General features: G+C 63.3%; 19 protein-coding genes. 11 read left to right on the forward strand and 8 right to left on the reverse strand.

Translation table 11 applies throughout. The annotated features are described in order from the left end of the window. Positions 1-153: 153 nt before the first annotated feature. Together oxc and ACV1FX_RS05465 are read right to left on the reverse strand one after the other, a co-directional pair. Positions 154-1,887, reverse strand: coding sequence for an oxalyl-CoA decarboxylase (oxc, locus tag ACV1FX_RS05460; protein WP_473116531.1), 1,734 nt, complete (start codon positions 1,885-1,887; stop codon positions 154-156). A gap of 74 nt (positions 1,888-1,961) precedes the next feature. Then, positions 1,962-2,657 carry a GntR family transcriptional regulator gene (locus ACV1FX_RS05465; protein WP_458146466.1) on the reverse strand — a complete coding sequence of 232 codons (696 nt, stop codon included), beginning with the start codon at positions 2,655-2,657 and terminating at the stop codon, positions 1,962-1,964. Positions 2,658-2,997: 340 nt separating this feature from the next. Between ACV1FX_RS05465 and ACV1FX_RS05470 the strand changes: the two genes are divergently transcribed. From ACV1FX_RS05470 to ACV1FX_RS05500, 7 genes are all read left to right on the forward strand, one after another. Continuing rightward, positions 2,998-5,127, forward strand: a complete 2,130-nt coding sequence (locus ACV1FX_RS05470; RefSeq protein WP_473116532.1) for an acetate--CoA ligase family protein — start codon at positions 2,998-3,000, stop codon at positions 5,125-5,127. Positions 5,128-5,296: 169 nt separating this feature from the next. Then, on the forward strand, positions 5,297-6,148 hold the full coding sequence (locus ACV1FX_RS05475) for an IclR family transcriptional regulator (RefSeq protein WP_473116533.1): 852 nt from the start codon (positions 5,297-5,299) through the stop codon (positions 6,146-6,148). A 113-nt stretch (positions 6,149-6,261) separates the two neighbouring features. Continuing rightward, the gene (locus ACV1FX_RS05480) at positions 6,262-8,064 is read left to right on the forward strand and encodes an adenine deaminase (RefSeq protein ID WP_473116534.1); all 1,803 of its coding nucleotides are present in this window, start codon (positions 6,262-6,264) and stop codon (positions 8,062-8,064) included. 152 nt (positions 8,065-8,216) lie between these two features. Further along, a complete protein-coding gene (gene gcl / locus ACV1FX_RS05485; RefSeq protein ID WP_473116535.1) occupies positions 8,217-10,007 on the forward strand; it encodes a glyoxylate carboligase in 1,791 nt (596 codons plus the stop codon). A 13-nt stretch (positions 10,008-10,020) separates the two neighbouring features. After that, positions 10,021-10,806, forward strand: a complete 786-nt coding sequence (gene hyi / locus ACV1FX_RS05490; protein WP_473116536.1) for a hydroxypyruvate isomerase — start codon at positions 10,021-10,023, stop codon at positions 10,804-10,806. Between the two features lie 199 nt (positions 10,807-11,005). After that, complete coding sequence (locus tag ACV1FX_RS05495; protein ID WP_473116537.1) at positions 11,006-11,893, forward strand: 2-hydroxy-3-oxopropionate reductase; 888 nt, start codon at positions 11,006-11,008, stop codon at positions 11,891-11,893. Between the two features lie 116 nt (positions 11,894-12,009). Then, entirely contained in the window at positions 12,010-12,396 is a 387-nt protein-coding gene (locus ACV1FX_RS05500; RefSeq protein WP_473116538.1) for a DUF1236 domain-containing protein, read from the forward strand. Positions 12,397-12,454: 58 nt separating this feature from the next. On the opposite strand, the gene ACV1FX_RS05505 is transcribed toward ACV1FX_RS05500, so the two are convergent. Together ACV1FX_RS05505 and ACV1FX_RS05510 are read right to left on the reverse strand one after the other, a co-directional pair. Further along, a complete protein-coding gene (locus ACV1FX_RS05505) occupies positions 12,455-13,057 on the reverse strand; it encodes a thiamine pyrophosphate-dependent enzyme (RefSeq protein ID WP_473116539.1) in 603 nt (200 codons plus the stop codon). Positions 13,058-13,065: 8 nt separating this feature from the next. After that, a complete protein-coding gene (locus ACV1FX_RS05510) occupies positions 13,066-13,623 on the reverse strand; it encodes a thiamine pyrophosphate-binding protein (protein ID WP_473116540.1) in 558 nt (185 codons plus the stop codon). 256 nt (positions 13,624-13,879) lie between these two features. On the opposite strand from ACV1FX_RS05510, the gene ACV1FX_RS05515 reads away from it, so the two are divergent. Both ACV1FX_RS05515 and ACV1FX_RS05520 read left to right on the forward strand, forming a co-directional pair. Beyond that, the gene (locus ACV1FX_RS05515) at positions 13,880-14,929 is read left to right on the forward strand and encodes a hydroxyacid dehydrogenase (RefSeq protein ID WP_473116541.1); all 1,050 of its coding nucleotides are present in this window, start codon (positions 13,880-13,882) and stop codon (positions 14,927-14,929) included. Positions 14,930-15,049: 120 nt separating this feature from the next. Beyond that, positions 15,050-15,262 (forward strand): hypothetical protein, encoded by a 213-nt coding sequence (locus ACV1FX_RS05520; protein WP_473116542.1) that lies wholly within the window; start codon positions 15,050-15,052, stop codon positions 15,260-15,262. Positions 15,263-15,281: 19 nt separating this feature from the next. Here the strand turns inward: ACV1FX_RS05520 and ACV1FX_RS05525 are convergent, their stop codons facing one another. From ACV1FX_RS05525 to ACV1FX_RS05535, 3 genes are all read right to left on the reverse strand, one after another. Then, on the reverse strand, positions 15,282-15,842 hold the full coding sequence (locus ACV1FX_RS05525) for a GNAT family N-acetyltransferase (protein ID WP_473116543.1): 561 nt from the start codon (positions 15,840-15,842) through the stop codon (positions 15,282-15,284). A gap of 24 nt (positions 15,843-15,866) precedes the next feature. Then, positions 15,867-18,224 carry an Orn/Lys/Arg family decarboxylase gene (locus ACV1FX_RS05530; protein ID WP_473116544.1) on the reverse strand — a complete coding sequence of 786 codons (2,358 nt, stop codon included), beginning with the start codon at positions 18,222-18,224 and terminating at the stop codon, positions 15,867-15,869. A 203-nt stretch (positions 18,225-18,427) separates the two neighbouring features. Next, the gene (locus ACV1FX_RS05535; RefSeq protein WP_473116545.1) at positions 18,428-18,763 is read right to left on the reverse strand and encodes a GYD domain-containing protein; all 336 of its coding nucleotides are present in this window, start codon (positions 18,761-18,763) and stop codon (positions 18,428-18,430) included. Here ACV1FX_RS05535 and ACV1FX_RS05540 point away from each other — a divergent pair. Beyond that, complete coding sequence (locus tag ACV1FX_RS05540) at positions 18,758-18,979, forward strand: hypothetical protein (protein ID WP_473116546.1); 222 nt, start codon at positions 18,758-18,760, stop codon at positions 18,977-18,979. The genes ACV1FX_RS05535 and ACV1FX_RS05540 overlap by 6 nt on opposite strands. A 170-nt stretch (positions 18,980-19,149) precedes the next feature. Here ACV1FX_RS05540 and ACV1FX_RS05545 read toward each other — a convergent pair whose 3' ends face one another. Next, complete coding sequence (locus tag ACV1FX_RS05545) at positions 19,150-19,629, reverse strand: Lrp/AsnC family transcriptional regulator (protein ID WP_473116547.1); 480 nt, start codon at positions 19,627-19,629, stop codon at positions 19,150-19,152. A gap of 144 nt (positions 19,630-19,773) precedes the next feature. Between ACV1FX_RS05545 and ald the strand changes: the two genes are divergently transcribed. Next, positions 19,774-20,889, forward strand: a complete 1,116-nt coding sequence (ald, locus tag ACV1FX_RS05550; RefSeq protein ID WP_473116548.1) for an alanine dehydrogenase — start codon at positions 19,774-19,776, stop codon at positions 20,887-20,889. The last annotated feature ends 217 nt before the right edge of the window (positions 20,890-21,106 follow it).

Consider the following 21,106-nt stretch of genomic DNA (forward strand, 5'->3'; position numbering starts at 1 on the left):
GTTTGCTCCTGTTACCATTCTGTTTCTGTCATGCCCGCGAAGGGCGGGCATTCAGTATTCGCTGTCGATTCAGTCGGGCTCAGTGTTCGCCATCAAGGATGGTCCGGCGACTACTGGTTTCCCCGCCTGCGCGGGGAATGACCCGATGGGTGTTCACTTTTTCTTCTGCAGAACGCTCTGCGGATTGAGATTGCCGATGCGGCCGCTCTCCGAGCCTGCGGCCGGATCGATCACCGCGTTGATCAGCGTCGGCTTGCCCGAGCTGATCGCCTCGTTGACGGCGCGCTTCAATTCGTCCGGCGAGGTTGCGTTCACGCCGACGCCGCCGAAAGCTTCCATCATCTTGTCGTAGCGCGCGCCCTTGACGAACACGGTGGTCGCGGGATCTGCATTGGCGTTGTTGACGTCGGTGCCGCGATAGATGCCGTCATTGTTGAAGATGACGACGCAGATCGGCAAATTGTAGCGACAGATGGTCTCGACCTCCATGCCGGAGAAGCCGAAGGCCGAGTCGCCTTCCACCGCGAGCACGGGGTTACCGGTCTCGAGCGCAGCCGCAATCGCCTGGCCCATGCCGATGCCCATCACGCCCCAGGTGCCGACGTCGAGACGCTTGCGCGGCTTGTACATGTCGATCACGCCGCGGGCGAGGTCGAGCGTGTTCGCGCCCTCGTTGACGAGGATCGCCTCGGGATGCTCCTTGATGACGTTCTTCAGCACGCCGAGCGCGCCGTGATAATCCATCGGCGACTTGTTGTTCATGAGCTTCGGCGCCATCTTGGCGACATTCTCTTCACGCTTGGTCGAAACAGCCTTGGTCCATTCGGCCGGCGGCGCGGTCCAGCCCGCACTCATCGCCTGGTTGAACGCGGAGACGACGGAGCCGATGTCGCCGACGACGGGCGCGACGATCTCGACGTTGGAATCCATCTCTTTCGGCTCGATGTCGACCTGGATGAATTTCTTGGGCGCTTCGCCCCAGCTCTTGCCCTTGCCGTGCGAGAGCAGCCAGTTGAGCCGCGCGCCGATCAGCAGGACGACGTCGGACTCCTTCAACACCGTCGAGCGGGCGGCGCCGGCGCATTGCGGATGCGTGTCGGGGAGGAGGCCCTTGGCCATGCTCATCGGCAGGAAGGGGACGCTGCTCTTCTCGACAAATGATTTGATCTCCTCATCGGCCTGCGCGTAGGCCGCGCCCTTGCCGAGGATGATGAGCGGGCGCTTTGCGCTCTTCAAGACGTCGAGTGCGCGCTTGATGGAAGCAGGCGAGGGGATCTGTGCGGGGGCGGCGTCGATCACCTTGACCAGCGACTTCTGGCCGGCATCAGCGTTCATCACCTGGCCGAACAGCTTTGCCGGCAGGTCGAGATAGACACCGCCGGGACGGCCCGAGACCGCAGCGCGGATCGCGCGCGCCAAGCCGATGCCGATGTCCTGGGCGTGCAGCACCCGATAGGCCGCCTTGCACAGCGGCTTTGCGACCGCGAGCTGGTCCATCTCTTCGTAGTCGCCCTGCTGGAGGTCGACGATCTCGCGCTCGGAGGAGCCCGAGATCAGGATCATCGGGTAACAGTTGGTGGTGGCGTGGGCGAGCGCGGTCAGGCCATTGAGGAAGCCGGGCGCGGAGACGGTGAGGCAGACGCCGGGCTTCTTGGTGAGGTAGCCGGCGATGCCTGCGGCGTAACCTGCGTTCTGCTCGTGACGGAAGGAGATCACGCGAATGCCGGCGGCCTGCGCCATGCGGCCCAAATCCGTGATCGGGATGCCCGGCACATTATAGATCGTGTTGATGCCGTTCAGCTTGAGCGCGTCGATGACGAGATGAAAACCATCCGTCAATTCCTGCTCGGTGCCCGGTGCTTCGGACTTGGTCGCGGTATTCAGCATGGGCCTTGTCTCCCTGGTCTCAACGTGCCGTTTTAGGCTTTGGGGGCGAATGGTTCGCCCTTCTGGTGAAGTTGCTAGGTAAAGAGCTCCTGGCCATGCGCTTCGACGTAAGCTGCAAGGCCGAGGGTGTGATCGCGGGCGCGCTTCTCGGCGAGCTCGGTGTCGCGCGCTTCCAGCGCTTCGATGATGCCGAGATGCTCGGGCAACGATGTCGCCGTACGGTCCTTCCGTCCGATCGTCAGTTGCCGGTAGCCGCGCACATGCAGCAGGAGATCGTTGGTGAGGTCGACGAGGATCGGCGATTCCGACAGCGAGATCAGCGCCTGGTGAAAGGCGATGTTGGCGCGCGAATATTCCTCGATGTGATCCTCGGGCAGGCGATCCTTGCTGAAATCCTTGAAGTAGTCGCGCAGCGCAGAGATGTCTTTCTTGCGCGCGGTGGTGGTGATCAGCCTCGCCGCCATGCTTTCCAGCGCCGCCCAGGCGCGGATCATGTCGACGATCTCGCTCTTGGTCCTTCGCACCACCATGATGCCCCGACGCGGCACGGTCTTCACGAAGCCGTCCTGCTCGAGCATCGCGATCGCTTCGCGGATCGGCGTGCGGCTGACGCCCAGGCGTTCGGACAGCGCGCGCTCGTCCAGCATCACCGGCTCGGGCGTTGAATAGATGTCCATCTTGAGGATCGCTTCCTTCAAGGCGTCATACGCCTTGTTCTTGAAGCTGCTCTCCGGGGCAATACGGACGATTGCGAGATCTGCCTCGGCCATGTTGGGCGATGCCTTGATTTGCTTCACGACGATTCTCCTCCTCAGGGGGAGTCGTCTTTTACAGGAATATTTACTGAATTGTTTTTGGCATACCACATGCCAGAATGTCAAGCTGCCTATTTTTTGCTGCCTTCGGCCCCATGACCCGCCTTGACAAGTTGGCTTCTGGCATACCAAATGCCATCGCCAGCCATTTTTGATCCAAGGCGGCGGAGTAAGCTCGGGCTTTCTGCCCCTCCGTTCCGCCGCATGGAACAAGCCGCGGCGAATGGCAAGCATGATGGGCAGCCGAAACACGTGCGCCTTGCAAAGCAAGATCTGAGGTCAAGGGAGAAGCCATATGTCGAATTCCAAAGACGCCGTCCGCAGGGTGCTTGACCAGGTCAAGGCCGACAATCGCACCAGCCTGACGGCCCCCGAAGGCAAGCTCGTCTGCGATGCCTATGGCATTCCGGTGCCGAAGGAGGGGGTCGCGAAGTCGGCAGGTGAGGCCGGCAAGATGGCTTCCTCGATGGGCTTCCCGGTGGTGATGAAAATCGTCTCACCAGACATTCTCCACAAGACCGAGGCCGGTGGCGTCATCGTCGGCCTCAAGACAGCGCAGGATGCCGAGAAGGCCTACGAGACCATTCTCGGTAATGCCAAAAAGTACAAGGCTGATGCCAAGATCGAGGGCGTCCAGGTGCAGCAGATGCTGGCCGGCGGCACCGAGGTCATCGTCGGCTCGATCACCGACGGTTCCTTCGGCAAGCTGGTCGCCTTCGGCCTCGGCGGTGTGCTGGTCGAAGTGTTGAAGGATATCACCTTCCGCCTCGCGCCTGCGACCAAGGAGGATGCGCTGTCGATGCTCGACGGCATTCAGGCGCATGAGATCCTGAAGGGTGTTCGCGGCGGGGAGCCGGTGAATCGCACGGCGCTTGCCGATGTCATCGTCAAGGTTTCGCAGCTCGTCACTGATTTCCCGGAGATCGTCGAGCTCGACCTCAACCCGGTGTTCGCGACCCCGAAGGACGCGACTGCCGCGGACGTGCGCATCGTCGTCGACTTCGCCTACAAGCCCAAGCCGAAGCCGCGCCCGACCGAAGAGATCGTCGCGGCGATGAACCGCATCATGCAGCCGAAGGCGGTCGCCGTGATCGGCGCTTCGGCCGAAGACGGCAAGATCGGCAACTCCGTGATGAAGAACCTCATCAACGGCGGCTACAAAGGCGAGATCATTCCGATCCATCCGAAGGCTGCCGAGATCCTCGGCTACAAGGCCTATAAGAGCGTCAAGGACGCGCCCGGCGTGATCGACGTCGCGGTGTTCGCGATCCCCGCAAAGTTCGTCGCCGGCGCCTTGACCGAGTGCGGCGAGAAGAAGATCCCGGGTGCCGTGCTGATTCCGTCGGGCTTCGCGGAGGCCGGTGCGCCCGAACTCCAGGCCGAAATCGTCGAGGTCGGCAAGAAGTACGACATCCGCCTGATGGGGCCGAACATCTACGGCTTCTATTATACGCCTGCGAATCTCTGCGCGACCTTCTGCACGGCCTATGACGTGAAGGGTCACGCGGCGCTGTCGTCGCAGTCGGGCGGCATCGGCATGGCAATCATCGGCTTCTCGCGCTCAGCCAAGATGGGCGTGTCGGCGATCGTCGGTCTCGGCAACAAGTCTGATATCGACGAGGACGATCTGCTCGCCTTCTTCGAGCAGGATCCCAACACCAACCTGATCGCGCAGCACTGCGAAGACCTCAAGGACGGTCGCGCCTTTGCGGAGGCCGCCAAGCGGGTCTCCAAGAAGAAGCCGGTCGTCGTGCTCAAGGCCGGGCGCACCTCGGCTGGTGCCAAGGCGGCGTCCTCGCACACCGGCGCGCTCGCCGGTAACGACAGGATCTATGAGGACGTGTTCAAGCAGTCCGGCGTCATCCGCGCGCGCTCCCTGCGGCAGCTGCTCGAATTCGCCCGTGGCGTGCCGGTGCTGCCGACGCCGAAAGGCGAGAACGTGCTGATCATCACCGGCGCCGGCGGCTCGGGCGTGCTGCTGTCGGACTCCTGCGTTGACAACGGCCTGTCGCTGATGTCGATGCCGCCGGATCTCGATGCGGCCTTCCGCAAGTTCATCCCGCCGTTCGGGGCTGCCGGAAATCCTGTGGATATCACCGGCGGCGAGCCGCCGATCACCTACGTCAATACGGTGAAGCTCGGCCTTTCCGACGATCGCATCCACGCGCTGATCCTCGGCTACTGGCACACGATCGTCACCCCGCCGATGGTGTTCGCGCGCAACATGGTCGAGGTGAAGAAGGAGATGGAGGCCAAGGGCTTCGTGAAGCCCATGGTGGCCTCGCTCGCGGGCGACGTTGAGGTCGAGGAGGCCGCCGAATATCTCTACCAGCACGGCATCCCGGCCTACGCCTATTCGACCGAGCTGCCGGTCGAGGTTCTCGGCGCCAAGTACAAGTGGGCGCGTGGGGCAGGGCTGCTCTGAGGCATATGACGTCATTCACTTCTCCCCGCTTGCGGGGAGAAGTCGGATTGCGAACCAATCGGGGTGAGGATGACTCTCCGCGAGTCCGTGTTTCACCGTCTTTGCGGAGGCTTCACTTCACCCCGACCCTCTCCCCGCAAGCGGGGCGAGGGAGAAGAGTCAGGTCGCGATGAGCAAGAACGTGATCCGGCGCAAATCGCTCGAGTCCCGATCTCCGGGAGAGGCGGATAACGATACGCGCGACGGCGGCGTGCAGTCCGTCGACCGCGCGCTGTCGATCATCGAGACGTTGGCCGAGGACGACGAAGGCTATCGCCTGAGCGATCTCGCCGTCCGCACCGGCCTGTCGGCCTCGACCGTTCATCGCCTGCTCGCAACGCTCGAAAGCCGCCGCTTCGTGCAGTTCGACCGCGCGGAATCCAAATGGCACGTCGGCGTGCGTAGTTTTACCGTCGGAGCCAGCTTCGCGCGGCGGCGCAACTTCACGGCGCAGGCCATTCCCTACCTTCGCAAGCTGCGCGATCTCACCCGCGAGACCGCCAACCTTGCCGTCGTTGACGACGAGTTCATCATCGTGCTGACTCGCATGGAGAGCCGGGAGATCATGCGCTCGCTGACCAAGGTCGGCGGCCGCGTCGCGATGGTGACATCCGGTGTCGGCAAGGCGGTGCTCGCGACCTACTCGGACGAGGACGTCGGCGCGGTCATCCGGCACCACGGCATGCCGAGGCTCACGGAGAAGTCGATCGTTCGGCCGAGTGACTTGTTCAGGGAGCTCGCGACGATCCGCAAGCAGGGATATGCCGTCGACGACGAGGAGGCAGAGATCGGCCTGCGCTGCGTAGCGGCCGTGGTCTACAATGCGCTCGCCGAGCCGCTCGCTGCGATCTCTGTCTCGGGCATGACCAGCCGTATCACCGACGGCCGGCTGCCGGAAATCGGCCGCGTGGTTCGGGAGGTGGCCGCGGAACTCACCGCGGCGCTCGGCAGCGTTATGCCCGCGGCCAAAGGGAAAGCCTGAACGGCGCCCGCAGCGTGCCCAATGTGTAAGCAGCGGTGCCGTTTTATTTGAGTTGCCCCTTCTGGCCGAGGGCGCAACCATCGCCGGGCCATTCACGTCCCGCGAGAGTCCTGATGCCCAAACTCACCCGCTTTGCCGTTGCGCCGCTGCATGAGATGACCCGCCGCCTTGCCGACGTCGCTTCCGGGCGCGTCGCGCCTGATCTCGTCATCACGGGCGGGCGAGTGTTGTCGACCTATTCGGAGCGCGTGCACCCGGACCGTGAGGTCTGGATCGCGGGCGGCCGGATCGCGGCGATGAAGCCGGCCGGCGCGGCCAGGAAGGCCTGGAGCGGCGTGGCCATTTATGACGCCGCCGGTGGCATCATTGCGCCGGGGCTGGTCGATCCGCATATCCACATCGAATCCTCGATGGTGACGGCCTGCGCCTACGCGGAAGCGGCGCTGCTCAACGGCACCACCACGATCTTCTGTGACAGCCATGAGATCGGCAACGTCATGGACGTCGCCGGCGTCGAGGCGATGCTGCAGGACGCGCGCGAGGCGCCGCTATCGATCTTCCTGACGGTGCCCTCGACGGTGCCGGCAACATCAGACGAATTGGAAACTGCAGGCGGCGATCTCACCCCCGACAAGATCGCCGGCCTGTTCGATCGCTGGCCGGAAGCGGTGGCGCTCGGCGAGAAGATGGATTTCGTGCCGGTAACGATGGGCGACGAGCGCAGCCACGCGATCCTGGCCGCCGCGCTCAAGCGCGGGCGTCCAGTGTCCGGTCATGTCTATGGCCGCGAATTCGTCGCTGCCTATGCGGCATCGGGCGTCACGGATACCCATGAGGCGATCGATCGCGACATCGCCGACGATCTGCTCGATGCCGGCGTCTGGGTTTTCCTGCGCGGCGGGCCGCCAACGACACCCTGGCACTCGCTGCCGCAGGCGATCCGCACCATCACCGAGCTCGGTGCCTCGCATAAGCGCACGGCGGTGTGCACCGACGACCGCGACGCCGACGATCTCTTCCTGTTTGGCCTGGACTGGGTGGTGCGCGAAGCCGTGAAGGCCGGAATGTCGCCAGAACAGGCCTGGTCGATGGGTTCGCTACATGGCGCGACGCGCTTCAACATGGAGGGCGAGATCGGCGGTCTCGGGGGTGGCCGCCGTGCCGATCTCGTGCTGATGGACGACAATCTGAAGCCGCAATGCACATGGTATGGCGGCGAACTGGTGGTCGAGAAGGGCAAGATCACAGAACTCCTCGATCAGGCGCTGTCGCAGCGCTATCAATATCCCAAGGCGGCCTATGCGACCGTGAAGCTGCCGCAACAGCTCAAGCTGACGCCGGAGCTTCCGGCAAAGGCCTGCACCGTCAACGCGATCAAGACCGCGCTTCCCGGTATCACGCTGATCCACGAGAAGGTGCGGATCGAGCCGGCGAAGGATTGGCCGACGCTGTTTGCACGCCACGGCCTGTGCTTCGTGACGGTGGTGGAGCGCCATGGCAAATCGGCCGGCAACGTCGCCCATGGCCTGCTGAAGGACTTTGGGCTCAAGCGCGGCGCGGTGGCCTCGAGCGTTGGGCACGACAGCCACAACATTATCGTCGCCGGAACCAACGAAGCCGACATGCAGGTGGCGATCTCGGCGATCAGGGAGCGACAGGGCGGTGTCTGCGTGGTCGCTGATGGCAAAGTAAGGGCGCTGGTTCCGCTGCCGATCGCAGGGCTGCTCTCGGACAAGCGCATCACCGAAGTGGCCGAGGAGGTGCGGGCGTTGAAGGCGGAATGGACGGAAGCCGGCTGCACCATCCCCTACATGGGCTTCAATTTGATCCCGTTGTCGGTCATTCCGGAGATCCGTATCACCGACAAGGGGCTCGTCCTCGTGCCGCAGATGGAGCTTGCGCCGCTGTTCGAATAGCTGCTTTCACGCAATTATCGACCTAACCGATTGAGACCGCGCCGATTTTTCTGCGGCTGCCGCATCGTGAAAAATAAAATCGATCTCGTTGAGCGCGAGCCACGCGCAATCGATGATCACGCTCGAAGTGACGCAACCGAGCGAGGTCCGATATGGCGAAGATGCGAGCCGTCGATGCAGCCGTGCGTATCCTGGAGAAGGAAGGCATCTCGACCGCCTTCGGCGTTCCCGGGGCCGCGATCAATCCGCTCTACTCGGCGCTGAAGAAGCGCGGCTCGATCCGCCACGTCCTCGCGCGCCACGTCGAGGGCGCCTCCCACATGGCGGAGGGTTTTACGCGGGCCAAGGCCGGCAATATCGGCGTCTGCATCGGCACATCGGGGCCGGCGGGGACGGACATGATCACCGGGCTCTATTCGGCGATCGCCGATTCCATTCCGATCCTCTGCATCACCGGGCAGGCGCCGCGTGCGCGTCTTTACAAGGAGGACTTTCAGGCGGTCGATATCGAATCCATCGCAAAGCCTGTGACCAAATGGGCAGTCACCGTGCGCGAGCCCGCACTGGTGCCGCGCGTGTTCAGCCAGGCCTTTCACGTGATGCGCTCGGGGCGTCCGGGGCCAGTGCTGATCGACATGCCGCTCGACGTGCAGCTCGCCGAGATCGAGTTTGACGATGAGACCTATGAACCGCTGCCTGTCTACAAACCGGCCGCGACGCGCAAGCAGGTCGAGAAGGCGCTGGAGATGCTCAACGCCGCCGAGCGGCCGCTGATCGTAGCGGGTGGCGGTATTATCAACGCGGATGCCTCCGATTTGCTCGTCGAATTCGCCGAGACCGTGAACGTGCCTGTTGTCCCGACGCTGATGGGGTGGGGCGCGATCCCTGACGATCACGTTCTGATGGCCGGCATGGTCGGCCTGCAGACCAGCCATCGTTACGGCAATGCCACCATGCTCGAATCCGATTTCGTGCTTGGAATAGGCAATCGCTGGGCCAACCGGCACACCGGCTCGATCGAGACCTACACCAAAGGCCGTAAATTCGTGCATGTCGATATCGAGCCGACACAGATCGGGCGCGTCTTCAATCCCGACCTCGGCATCGTCTCCGACGCGAAGGCCGGGCTGGAGTTGTTCGTCACCGTCGCCAGGGAGTGGCGCCGGTCAGGCAGGTTGCGCGAGCGCCAGGCGTGGCCCGCAGCCTGCCGCGATCGCAAGCGCTCGATGCTTCGCAAGAGCCATTTCGACAACGTGCCGATCAAGCCGCAGCGCGTCTACGAGGAGATGACCAAGGCGTTCGGGCGCGACACCTGCTATGTCACGGTGATCGGCCTGTCACAGATCGCCGGCGCGCAATTCCTCGGTGTTTACAAGCCGCGCAACTGGATCAACGCCGGGCAGGCCGGTCCGCTGGGGTGGACGCTACCCGCGGCGCTTGGCGTGCGCGCGGCGTGTCCGGATCGCGACATCGTCGCGCTGTCAGGCGACTACGACTTCCAGTTCCTCATTGAGGAGCTCGCGGTCGGGGCGCAGTTCAATCTGCCCTACATCCACGTGGTCGTGAACAATTCCTATCTCGGCCTGATCCGCCAGGCGCAGCGCGGCTTCGATATGGACTATCACGTCCAGCTCTCCTTCGAGAACATCAATGCGCCGGAGCTCGGCGTCTACGGCGTCGACCACGTGGCAGTCGCTGAAGGCCTCGGCTGCAGGGCGATCCGCGTCACCGATCCCAAGGACGCGCAGGCCGCGTTTGCGACGGCGCGCGAGTTGATGGCAAAGCACCGGGTGCCCGTGGTGGTCGAGTTCATCCTCGAACGCGTCACCAATATCGCGATGGGCACGGAGATCGACAATATCGTCGAGTTCGAGGAAGTGCTCGATCTGCCGCTCGACGAGGTCGAAACCACGCGCTCGGGCGTGCTGCAGCCGGCGGAATAGGGAGAACAGCATCGTGCCGAAATTTGCCGCCAACCTCACCATGCTCTTCAACGAGATGCCGTTTGTCGACCGCTTTGCGGCGGCAAAGGCAGCGGGCTTCAGCGGGGTCGAGTATCTCTTTCCCTATGATTTCGACAAGGCGATGCTGCGCGAGCAGCTCGAGGCTCACGGGCTAACTCAAGTGCTGCACAATCTGCCCGCTGGCAATTGGGCGGGCGGCGAGCGCGGCATCGCGATCCTTCCCGATCGTGTCGCCGAATTCCGCGACGGTGTGTTTCGCGCCATCGACTATGCCAAGGCGCTCGACTGCGACCGGCTCAACTGCCTCGTCGGCATCGCGCCTGATGGTGCCGATCCTCGCGAGTTGAACGAGACGCTGGTCGGAAACCTGCGTTTCGCTGCCGCGGCGCTGGCGCGTGAGAATATCGAACTGCTGGTCGAGCCGATCAACACCCTGGACATTCCCGGCTTCTTCCTCAGTGGCACCGAGCAGGCGGTGAATCTCATCTCCGAGGTGCGGTCGAGCAACCTGTTCATCCAGTACGACATCTATCACATGCAGATCATGGAGGGCGACCTCGCCCGCACGATCCAGAAATATCTCGACCGCATCTCGCATATCCAGCTTGCCGACAATCCCGGCCGCCACGAGCCGGGCACGGGCGAGATCAACTATCCCTTCCTGCTCCGCCATCTCGATGCGATCGGCTATCGCGGCTGGATCGGCTGCGAATACAAGCCGCGCACCACGACGCTGGAAGGCCTGTCCTGGCACGCGGCACAGACATTCGAGACGTGAGGAGACGCAGCGGCGGAGCACTCCCTCTCCCGCTTGCGGGAGAGGGCTGGGGAGAGGGTGTCTCCGCAGTGGGATTTTGCGGAAGAAATCCCAACGCGGAGAGAACCCTCACCCGGCGCTTCCGCGCCGACCTCTCCCGCAAGCGGGCGAGGTGCATCGAGCCTGTGGATCAACCAAAATCGAGAGGAAAACGGCTGACATGATCGACATCGGCTTTATCGGACTAGGCACCATGGGACGGCCGATGGCTGGCCATCTCCTGGCGGCGGGCCATCGTCTCTTCCTGCATGACGTCACGCCGATCGCGCCCGAGTTGATCGCGGCCGGTGGCGTCGCCTGCAAATCGGCGAAAGAGGTCGCGGAGGAGGCGGATGCCGTCATCGTCATGGTGCCGGATACGCCGCATGTGGAGGCCGTGCTGTTCGGCAAGGATGGTGTCGCGAGCGGCATTTCCAGGGGCAATATCGTCGTCGACATGAGTTCTATCTCGCCGCTGGCAACAAAAGAGTTTGCGAAGAAGATCGAAGCGCTCGGCGCCGATTACCTCGATGCTCCGGTGTCGGGCGGCGAGGTCGGCGCCAAGGCGGCGAGCCTCACCATCATGGTCGGTGGTCCGGAGCGCGCCTTCAACACCATGAAGGGCGTCTTCGACAAGATGGGCAAGAACGTCACCCGTGTCGGCGCCAATGGCGACGGCCAGACCACGAAGGTTGCGAACCAGATCATCGTCGCTTTGACGATCGAGGCGGTGAGCGAGGCCCTGTTGTTCGCGTCGAAGGCCGGCGCAGATCCCGCGCTGGTGCGGCAGGCGCTGATGGGCGGCTTCGCGTCGTCGCGGATTCTCGAAGTGCATGGCGAGCGCATGGTGAAGCGCAATTTCGATCCGGGATTCCGCATCGAGCTGCACCAGAAGGATCTCAACCTCGCGCTCGAGGGGGCCCGCGCGCTCGGGCTTTCGCTGCCGAGCACGGCCGTAGCGCAGCAATTATTTTCGGCCTGCACTGCACATGGCGGCAAGGCGTGGGATCATTCAGCGATGGTGCGCGCGCTCGAGTTGATGGCGGGTCACGAAATCGCCGCGGCCTAAACTGTTACGCAGTAACGCTCTCCGGCTGGTGTCGTGCTTTCGTCGTACGGGAACCCGGAACTAACAGCGGTCCCCGCGGTTGACGGCGCACGACAAACAATCTGGAGATAGAGGACATGAAGACCCGTCTTGCGATTTCGTTGGCTGCCATTTCGCTGCTGGCGTCAAGCGCAGCCTTTGCCCAGTCGACCACCGCTGAGGGTGCCGCGAATGGCGCGCGGGCCGGCGGCGAGATTGGTGGTCCGGTCGGCGCGATGGTGGGCGGCACCGTCGGCGCGGCCGTTGGCGCCGGCCTCGAAATTCCGAATGCGGTGATCGGTGCGGTGCCACGCTCCGAGCCGTCCGTCGTGGTTCATGAGCATGTGGTGGTCGGGGAGCCGCTGCCGCCGACCGTGGTATTGCATCCGGTGCCGAACTACAGGGAATATGACTATGCGGTCGTCAACGATCGTCGCGTGATCGTCGAGCCGCGGACCCGCAAGGTCATCAGGATCCTCGAGTGATCGTCGTGAATGGAAGGCGTGGCCCCGCGGAGAATTTCTCCGCGGGGCCGTCGCACGTTCAAAGCGGCTGACGCACGCCGAGGCCGTGCATGAAGCGCTCGCGGATCTGCACGGGATCGCGGCGCGTAGTGCCGACACCCGGCTTGTCGTCGATACGCACGGCAATGAGGCTCGGTTCCGATGCTGTCAACGCCCGCTCGACCAGCCGCTCGAAATCCTCCTCGTCCGCGGCCCAGGCGCTGTTGGCGAGACCCGAACCGGTCGCAATCGCCACGACGTCGGCCACGCCAGCGGCCGGCGTCGGCTGCGCACCGGTGATTTGGTAGATGCCGTTGTCCATCACGATCATGGTGAGATTCTTCGGTTTCAAGGTCGCGATTGTCGACAGCGCTCCGAGTTGCATCAACAGCGACCCGTCACCTTCGAGCGCTATAACGCGACGATCGGGCTGCGCGAGCGCTACCCCGAGCGCGATCGGGAAGGCGAGTCCCATGCTTCCCAGCATGTAGAAGTTTTGCGGACGGTGGCCTGCGGCCCAGAGGTCGAAATTGGTGTTGCCGATGCCGCCGATCACGGCTTCCTCGTTGTTGAGCTGCGCGATGAGACGCGAGGTGATGTCGAAGCGGTTCATCACCTTGGTGTTGCGGGTGGTCGCGTTCATGGCCGATCTCACTTGTCAAAGACCTTGCCGCCGGTAAGCAGCGGGTTGAGGATCAGCGCCACCGGCGCCTGTGTGGTGACGGCCTGCTTGATGGAGCGGTCGGTGATGAATTCGAGCTCATCCAGCCGGGTGATGGTGTGATGCTCGAGCGCGAGCGAGTCCAGCACCGGGCGCATGGTGCGGCAGACCAGCGCCTGGCCGTAGTTGAACTCGCCAAGCGTGCCGCGTTCGGACACGAACATGATCAGCGGGATCTGATAGGGCACCGCGAGTGAGGCCAGCACGTTGGCGAGCGTCGCAAAGCCGGAGGTCTGCATCAGCACGGCGCCCCTCCGTCCGGCCATCCAGGCTCCGGTAACGATGCCGACGGCTTCCTCCTCGCGCGCTGTCGCAAAGGTCCTGAAAAACGGGTCGGCATGCAGGGCCTTGATCAGCGGCGTGAGCACTCGATCCGGCACGTAGGGCACTAGGCTGACGTCGTTCCGTTTGAGCGTCTGCAGCACGATGCCGTGCCAGCTTTGCTCGGTGGAAGACGCCTGGGGTGTGTGCTGCTCCACGATCGTCATCTCGTCGTTCCTTCCGCGACATCCTTTTTGTCTTAATGCGGTGCCGCTTCATGGGCACCTTGGTGCCGAACTTGACGCGGCGGGCGGGATTGTCAACATGTCCGAACCGGCACGGTGGTCTGCGCTCGCTGCGCTGCCATGGCCGATGTTGCCGTGTCATAAGCAATCCAACGAGAGCAAGGGGAGGACGGCATGGGTGGGGCGCAGTTCGCGCCGTTCCCGCGACGCCTCCATGTGAGGAGCCGGAAGTCTTTCGATGTCCGTCAACACCAAGCGCGTCTTCTACGTCAAATATCTCGCCCATCCGATCTATGTCGACGTCCTGAAGGCTCGGGGCGACGTCCGGCTTGATCGCATCGAGAATGAAAGCCCTGAGGAATTCTACGCGCCGATCTTGGAGGCCGCGCACGTCTATCAGATCGGCGCTGCGCGCGACGAGATCGCCTCGCATTTCCACGTTCAGGCCGACCTGTTGAAACGAGCACCGAACCTGCTGATCGTTTCCTCCAACGGCGCCGGCTTCGATCCTGTTGACGTCGAGGCCTGTACGGCGGCCGGTGTGCTCGTCGTCAACCAGTCCGGCGGCAACGCCCATTCGGTCGCCGAGCACGCGCTCGCGATGATGCTCACGCTGTCGAAGCGCATCATCCAGTCGGACCGCCGTCTGCGGCGCGAGCGCGACGTCAACCGCAATGATCTCATCGGCAACGAGGTCGGGGCCAAGACAATCGGCATCGTGGGGCTCGGCAATGTCGGCCGACGCATCGCCGCGCTCTGTAACACCCTCTTGGGCATGAAGGTTCTTGCTTACGATCCCTATCTTTCGGCCGACGAGATGGCCGCGCGGGGCGGGGAGAAGGTGGAGCTCGACGACCTCCTGCGCCGGTCCGACTTCGTCTCGATCTCCTGTCCGCTGACCAAGGAAAGTCGCGGCATGATCGGCGTGCGCGAATTTTCGCTGATGCAGCCGCATGCCTATTTCGTCACCACCGCGCGCGGGTTCATCCATGACGAGGACGCGCTGCTGCAGGCGCTGCGCGACCAGCGCATCGCCGGCGCCGGCCTCGATGTCTGGTCCAAGGAGCCGCCGCCGCCCGAGCATCCGCTGCTTCAGTTCGACAACGTGTTGGCGAGCCCGCACACCGCGGGCGTGACCCGCGAGGCCCGCCAGAACATGGGACGCATCGCCGCCGAGCAGGTGCTGGATGCACTTGACGGCAAGCGGCCGCCCCGCATCATCAATGCCGAGGTCTGGCCGCATTACGCCGAGCGCTTCCGGAAGACGTTTGGAATCACGCCGGGATAGGGCGGGGCGGCTGACAGATCGAGGTGGAATCCCCGACGATCAGTTTGATCCCGGTCAAAATCTCCTTCCCATGAAAATGCAAAATGGGATTAGAGTGCCGCCGGGGCAGCAGGAGGTCCCATGTCACGCTATGTCGTCAGGTTCATGAAGGACGTGCTCGGTGAGTACGGCCGGCAGAGTGAGGTCTGCCAGGGAACCCTGGAAATCGACGCTTCCTGCGAAAGCGAGGCGACCGAGCAGGCCAAGCTGAGATTCTGCAAGGACCAGGCGTTGCATCACTGGTCCCTGCATGCGGATCGCATCCATGTGAGGGCGGCCGATTTTCCGTCGTGAGGCGGAGGTTCGGCAGCGTTCAGCGGCTGAGGATTGACGTGGGCGGCGGTGCGGTCGCGCCGGCGCCCAGCGATCGCTGGACCATGACGGTATCGGACCAGCGGCCATGGCGGTAGGCGACCCCGGACAATAGCCCAACCCGGGCAAAGCCGAATTTTTCGTGCAGTGCCAACGAAGGCGCATTGTCCGCGTCGATATAGCCGATCATCTGGCGGAAGCCCGCCGCGGCGCACGCGTCGACCAACCCCTGAAGCAGCAGGCGTCCGACACCGCGACCGAGATGGTCGTGATGCACGTAGATCGAGTGCTTGGCGGTGTAGCGATAGGCGGGACGTTTGCGAAACAGCACGGCATAGGCGTAGCCGATCACCTCGCCGCGCCAGGTCGCGACCAGGTGGGGCAGGCGCGTCTGCCTCAGGTTCTTGCGCCGGTCGCGCAGATCGTCGGGTTCGGGCGCGCCGGTGCCCTCGATGTCCTTCGCCACGCCGTGGCGGACGTGATGGCGGTAGATCGCCAGCATCGCCTCGACATCGGCATCGCGCGAGGGTCGGACCAAGACCGGGTCGTCATCCTCGCGCATCAGGCCTGCTCCATTCATCGATCGCTACTCGGCGACGACGTAAGTGTAGAGCCCGATCCGGCCGGCGGCGTCGACCTCCTTGTAGACACCCTGGATTTCGACGTCGAAGCCCGGAAACGTGTTGAAGCAGGTCTCGAACATCCTGAGATAATCGATCATGGGTTTTGCGCGTTCGGTGAGGCGTTCACCGGGCACGATGGTGGCGATGCCGGGCGGATAGACCACGAAGGGTGTCGTCGCGATGCGGCCGGCGATGGCCTCGATCGGCAGATAGTCGACATCGTTGCGGATCAGGCGGCGTGCGGCGTCGCGCGGCGATAGCGCGATCTCCGGGAGGTGCTCGGGCAGGAACTGCCGCGCCTGGAGCGCACTGACGTCGGCCTTGCGGAAGAAGCGGTGCATCTCCGCGCAGAGATCACGCAGCCGCACGCCGGCATAGCGCGCCTGCCGGCGCTGATAGAATTCGGGAATGGCGTCCGCCAGCAGTGCATTGTCGTCGTGCAGTTTCTTGAACGCGACCAGCCCCGAGATCAGCGTGCCCGCCTTGCTCGCCTCGACGCCCGGCGTCAACAGGAAGAGCAGGGAGTTGAGGTCGTTCTTCTCGGCAACGATACGGTTTTCGCGCAAATACTGCGCGACGACGGGAGCGGGGATGCCGTGCTCGGCGTACGTGCCGGTGGCGCGGTCGAAGCCTGGCGTCAGCAGCGTCAACTTGTTCGGATCGGTCATGGCAAAGCCCTCGGTCACGCCGGGGAAGCCATGCCAGTTGCTGTCGGGGCCGAGTTGCCAAAGCGCGGGATTGGTCGCTAGCTCGTCGGTCGATAGCGTCTCCCAGGCGACGTTGTGCGCCGCACCCGGCCGGCTCACGTCGGCAATGGCGACGCGATCCGGAACGAACGGTTCGAAGAACCAGCGCCGCTCGACGTTCTGTTCCTTCTCCTCGAACTCGCGGCGCATCGCGCGGATCTTCTTGCGCAGCTCGATGCCGAGGCGGATCGTATCGTCCCACAGCACTTCGCCCGAGCGACCCTTCATCATTTGCGCGCCCACGTCGAGGGAAGCGAACAACGGATAGAACGGCGAGGTCGAGGCGTGCTGCATGAAGCTCTCGTTGAAGCGGCGGTGCTCGACGCGCCGCTTCTGGCCGCGGATGTGACGATCCCTGATGTGGATCTGGGATGCCTGCGAGAAGCTCGCGAGTTGCTTGTGGGTCGATTGCGTCGCGATGATGCCCGGCGCGTCCGGCGTCAGCCCCGACAAGCCCATGGCGAAGCGCCCGGCATAGAGCGGATGGAATTTCATAAAGCCGGCCCAGGCCTCGTCGAACAGGATGTAGTCGCAGAGATGGCCGATGCGATTCAGGATCATTTCGGCACTGTGGATGGTGCCGTCATAGGTGCACTGCTCGACGACGGCGACGCGGAACGGACGCTCCTTGCGCCAGGCGTCGCGATCGCTGACCAGCGGGTGGTTGCGGATCGCTTCGCGCAGCGTCTTCTCGTCGAGCGCCTCCCAGCGCATCGGTCCGATCAGGCCCCACGCGTTGCGAATGGTCGGCACGTAGACCGGTATGCCGCCGTTGATCATCAGTGCGCCGTGATGCGCGGCCTTGTGATTGTTGCGGTCGAACAGCACGAGATCGCCGTCGGTGACGAGCGCACCGAGCGCAACCTTGTTGGAGGTCGAGGTGCCGTTGAGCACGAAATAGGTCTTTTCCGCGCCGAAGATCTGGGCTGCCTCCTTCTGCGCTCTCAGCGCCGGTCCCTCATGGGTGAGGAGATCGCCGAGATCGAGCACGGAATTGTCGAGATCGTCGCGGAACACGGACTCGCCGAGATGCTCGACGAAGACACGGCCGATCGGGCTGCGGCTATAGAACATGCCGCCATTGTGGCCGGGGCACGTCCAGAGCTGGTTGCCTTCCTCGGCATAGTCGACCAACGCGCCGAAGAACGGCGTCTTGAGCGTCTCGGCATATTGCTTCAGCCGGCTGATCAGGTTCTTTGCGATGAAGGGCGGCGTCTCCTCGGAGAGGAAGACGTAGCCATCGATGAAGTCGAGCACCTCGACCGGCAGATCCTCGAACCGCTTGCGGCGAATCAGCAGAATGATCGGGAAGTCGAGGCCGCGGCGCCGCATCAGGTTGATCAGGGCGGCGGTCTTGCCCTCCAGCCCCTTCTTGCCCCAGTCGACCACCATGCAGCCGATTGCGGCGTCTGTCTGCACCGCGATCTCCGCATCCTCGAGCTTGCGGGCTCTCACGACCTCGAAGCCGGAGCGCTGGATCTCCTCGATGATCTGGTTGAAGCGGATGCCCTCTAGATCGTCGGCATCGAACACCGGAGCTGCGAACAGGAAGTTGAAGCGCTTGAAATAGTCCATGATGGGTCCCGAATCTGCGAGGCCAACAGGTCTCGGCACATTCGATGACAATTAGATGACAGGAGAGCTGGATGACGGGCGCCTGGTGCGGAGGCCGCGACGCGGCCTCTCCTTCATTCGACGAGAGGTGGGCGGGGCGCGTCGGCAGTGAGCGCGCCGCCGCTCGCGACGGTGGAGCGGCGGCTTCGCATCTGGTTCAGATTTTAGCTGCCCGGCGGGCTATAGGAGGAGCGCAGCTTGGCTGCGTTCTGCCGCACCTGCTTGATCTCATCCTGCGTGAACAGTCGAGTGAGCTTTACGTTCTGCAGGGTGCCGGCGGTGACGGTCAGGCCGGATATGGCCGGAGCCGCACTCGGATCGGGAACGTCGAATATCACCAGAACGCCGGGCCCGTCGGCCGCAACGCTATACATCGAGATCAGCTTTCCGCCGGCCGCTTCGATGAGTTTTCTCGCCGCCTCCTGGCGATCAGTCGCGGGGTTCTCCAAAATGGCGTTGAGAGCGCGTGGCGTATATTGTCCGGTGAGGCAAAAATGCATGGGATGTCCTCCTTCCGAGGTGATGGCAACAAAAATTCGTGCCGTTCCGAGCTGGTCGTCACGGTCGCAGTATCTGAAATGATGAAAGTTGCGCTGCCCGCCGTAGGCACAAAGGCCGCCAATAACTGCCGCGATTTCGGCACATCACGGGAGCGGCTCTCCGGCACGATACATCAGCCAGCAAATGGTCGAAAGAAGATTCGCGCGATTGCGTGATGCAGCTCATGAGCTGTATCGCCGCGGCGGTTTGGAAGTATTCGTTCGTGCGTTTAACGGATCGCGTTGATTGTCTGCGATATTCAAGCAAGGAGGTATCGCGATCCTGCATGCCGCCGGCTTGAGAGCACTCGAGACAACGGGAGGAGGCGAGGAGCGAGAGGCTCGTGCTAGCGCTTCACTTCGCCGAACACGACGGTCGGTACCGCGCGGTTGACGACTTCGCGCAGGGCGAAGCTTGATTGCACCCGAGCGACGCGAGGCAAGCGCGACAGCTCGGTGCGGTGGATGCGCTCAAAATCCTGGATGTCGCGCGCGAGCACGATCAGGATGTAGTCGTCGGTGCCTGACATCAAGAAGCAGCGCACGACGGAGGGGCATTTCACCACCTCGGCCTCGAAAGCCTTCAGCGCCTCCTCGCTCTGACTCTCCAGCGCGATCCGTACCAACACCGTCGTGGTCAGGCCGAATTGTCCGAGATCGAGCGCGGCCTGGTAGCCGTGGATATAACCGTCATCCTCCAGAGCCTTTTGCCGTCGCGCCAGCGCCGTGCTTGACAGGCCGATCTTGTTGGCGAGCTCGGTATGACTGGCTCGCGCATTGGTGGTGAGTTCCGCGAGGATGGCGAGATCTTTTCGGTCGAGGGCCAAAGTTTCGTTTCCAGCGTGGAAGGGACAATTGGCGCCGGAAACCGGCGTTCGGGCGTCGAAACTAGCTGATATTTGCACGAAACCAAACCAGCCTGACCGTTAACATGAGGAGGAAAATCAAGACGTTAAGACAAGGAGCTCGCCATGCGCGTTGGTGTTCCCAAGGAGATCAAGGTCCAGGAATATCGCGTCGGGCTCACCCCGGGCGCTGTTCGCGAATATGCCGCGGCCGGACATGAGGTCTGGGTCGAGACCGGCGCGGGCGAAGGCATCGGCGCCTCCGACGAAGTCTACCGCAAGGCGGGTGCGGCGATTGCGGGTAGCGCGCGAGATATATTCGCCGAGTCCGAGATGATCGTGAAGGTGAAAGAACCGCAGCAGAGCGAGTGGACACAGCTTCGCGAGAACCAGATCCTCTTTACATATCTTCACCTCGCACCGGATCCTGCGCAGACCAAGGGGCTGCTCGCTTCCGGCTGCACCGCCATTGCCTATGAAACCGTCACTGACGCGGGCGGCCACCTCCCTCTGCTCGCGCCGATGAGCGAAGTTGCCGGACGTCTCGCAATCGAGGCGGCTGGCGCCGCGCTCAAGCGTTCGGCAGGCGGACGTGGTGTGTTGCTCGGCGGCGTACCCGGCGTGCTGCCGGCGCGGGTCGTCGTGCTCGGCGGCGGGGTCGTCGGGACCCAGGCGGCACGCATGGCGGCGGGTCTTGGTGCAGAGGTCACCGTGATCGATCGCTCCATTCCGCGTCTGCGCGAGTTGGACGACATATTTCTTGGGCGCGTGCGCACGCGCTTCTCCACGATCGAGTCCGTCGAGGACGAGGTGTTTTCCGCCGATGTCGTGATCGGCGCTGTGCTGGTGCCCGGTGCGAGCGCCCCGAAACTGGTTACGCGCGCGATGCTCAAGTCGATGCGACCGGGCGCCGTGCTGGTCGATGTTGCGATCGACCAGGGTGGCTGCTTCGAGACCTCGCATCCGACGACCCATGCCGAACCGACCTATGATGTCGACGGCGTCGTGCACTACTGTGTCGCGAACATGCCGGGCGCGGTGCCGGTCACATCGAGCCAGGCGCTGAACAATGCCACGTTGCCATTCGGGTTGATGCTCGCGGACAAGGGCTTTGCCGCGGTGCTGGAGAACCTCCATTTGCGCAACGGCCTCAATGTCTATCAGGGTCGTATCACCAACAAGGCGGTGGCGGAGAGTCTCGGTCTGCCGTTCTCGCCGGTCGACAATAACATGGCCGCTTAGGTGCCATGATGTCGGGCCTGATGGATCACACGGCAATCAGCGTGGTGCTTCAGGGTTGTACTCAGGTAATTTGCTCTTTTCACGCCTTTGGCAAAAGTTCCTCGGCGCGCGAGAAAAATCTTGTGATCACGAATCCGTTCACATAGTCGCTAAATTTCCCCGAAATCGTCACATCGGGGTTAGGTTACTGGCATTCATAGGTACGATCCGCCTCCTC

This window comes from Bradyrhizobium ingae (genome assembly GCF_055791185.1).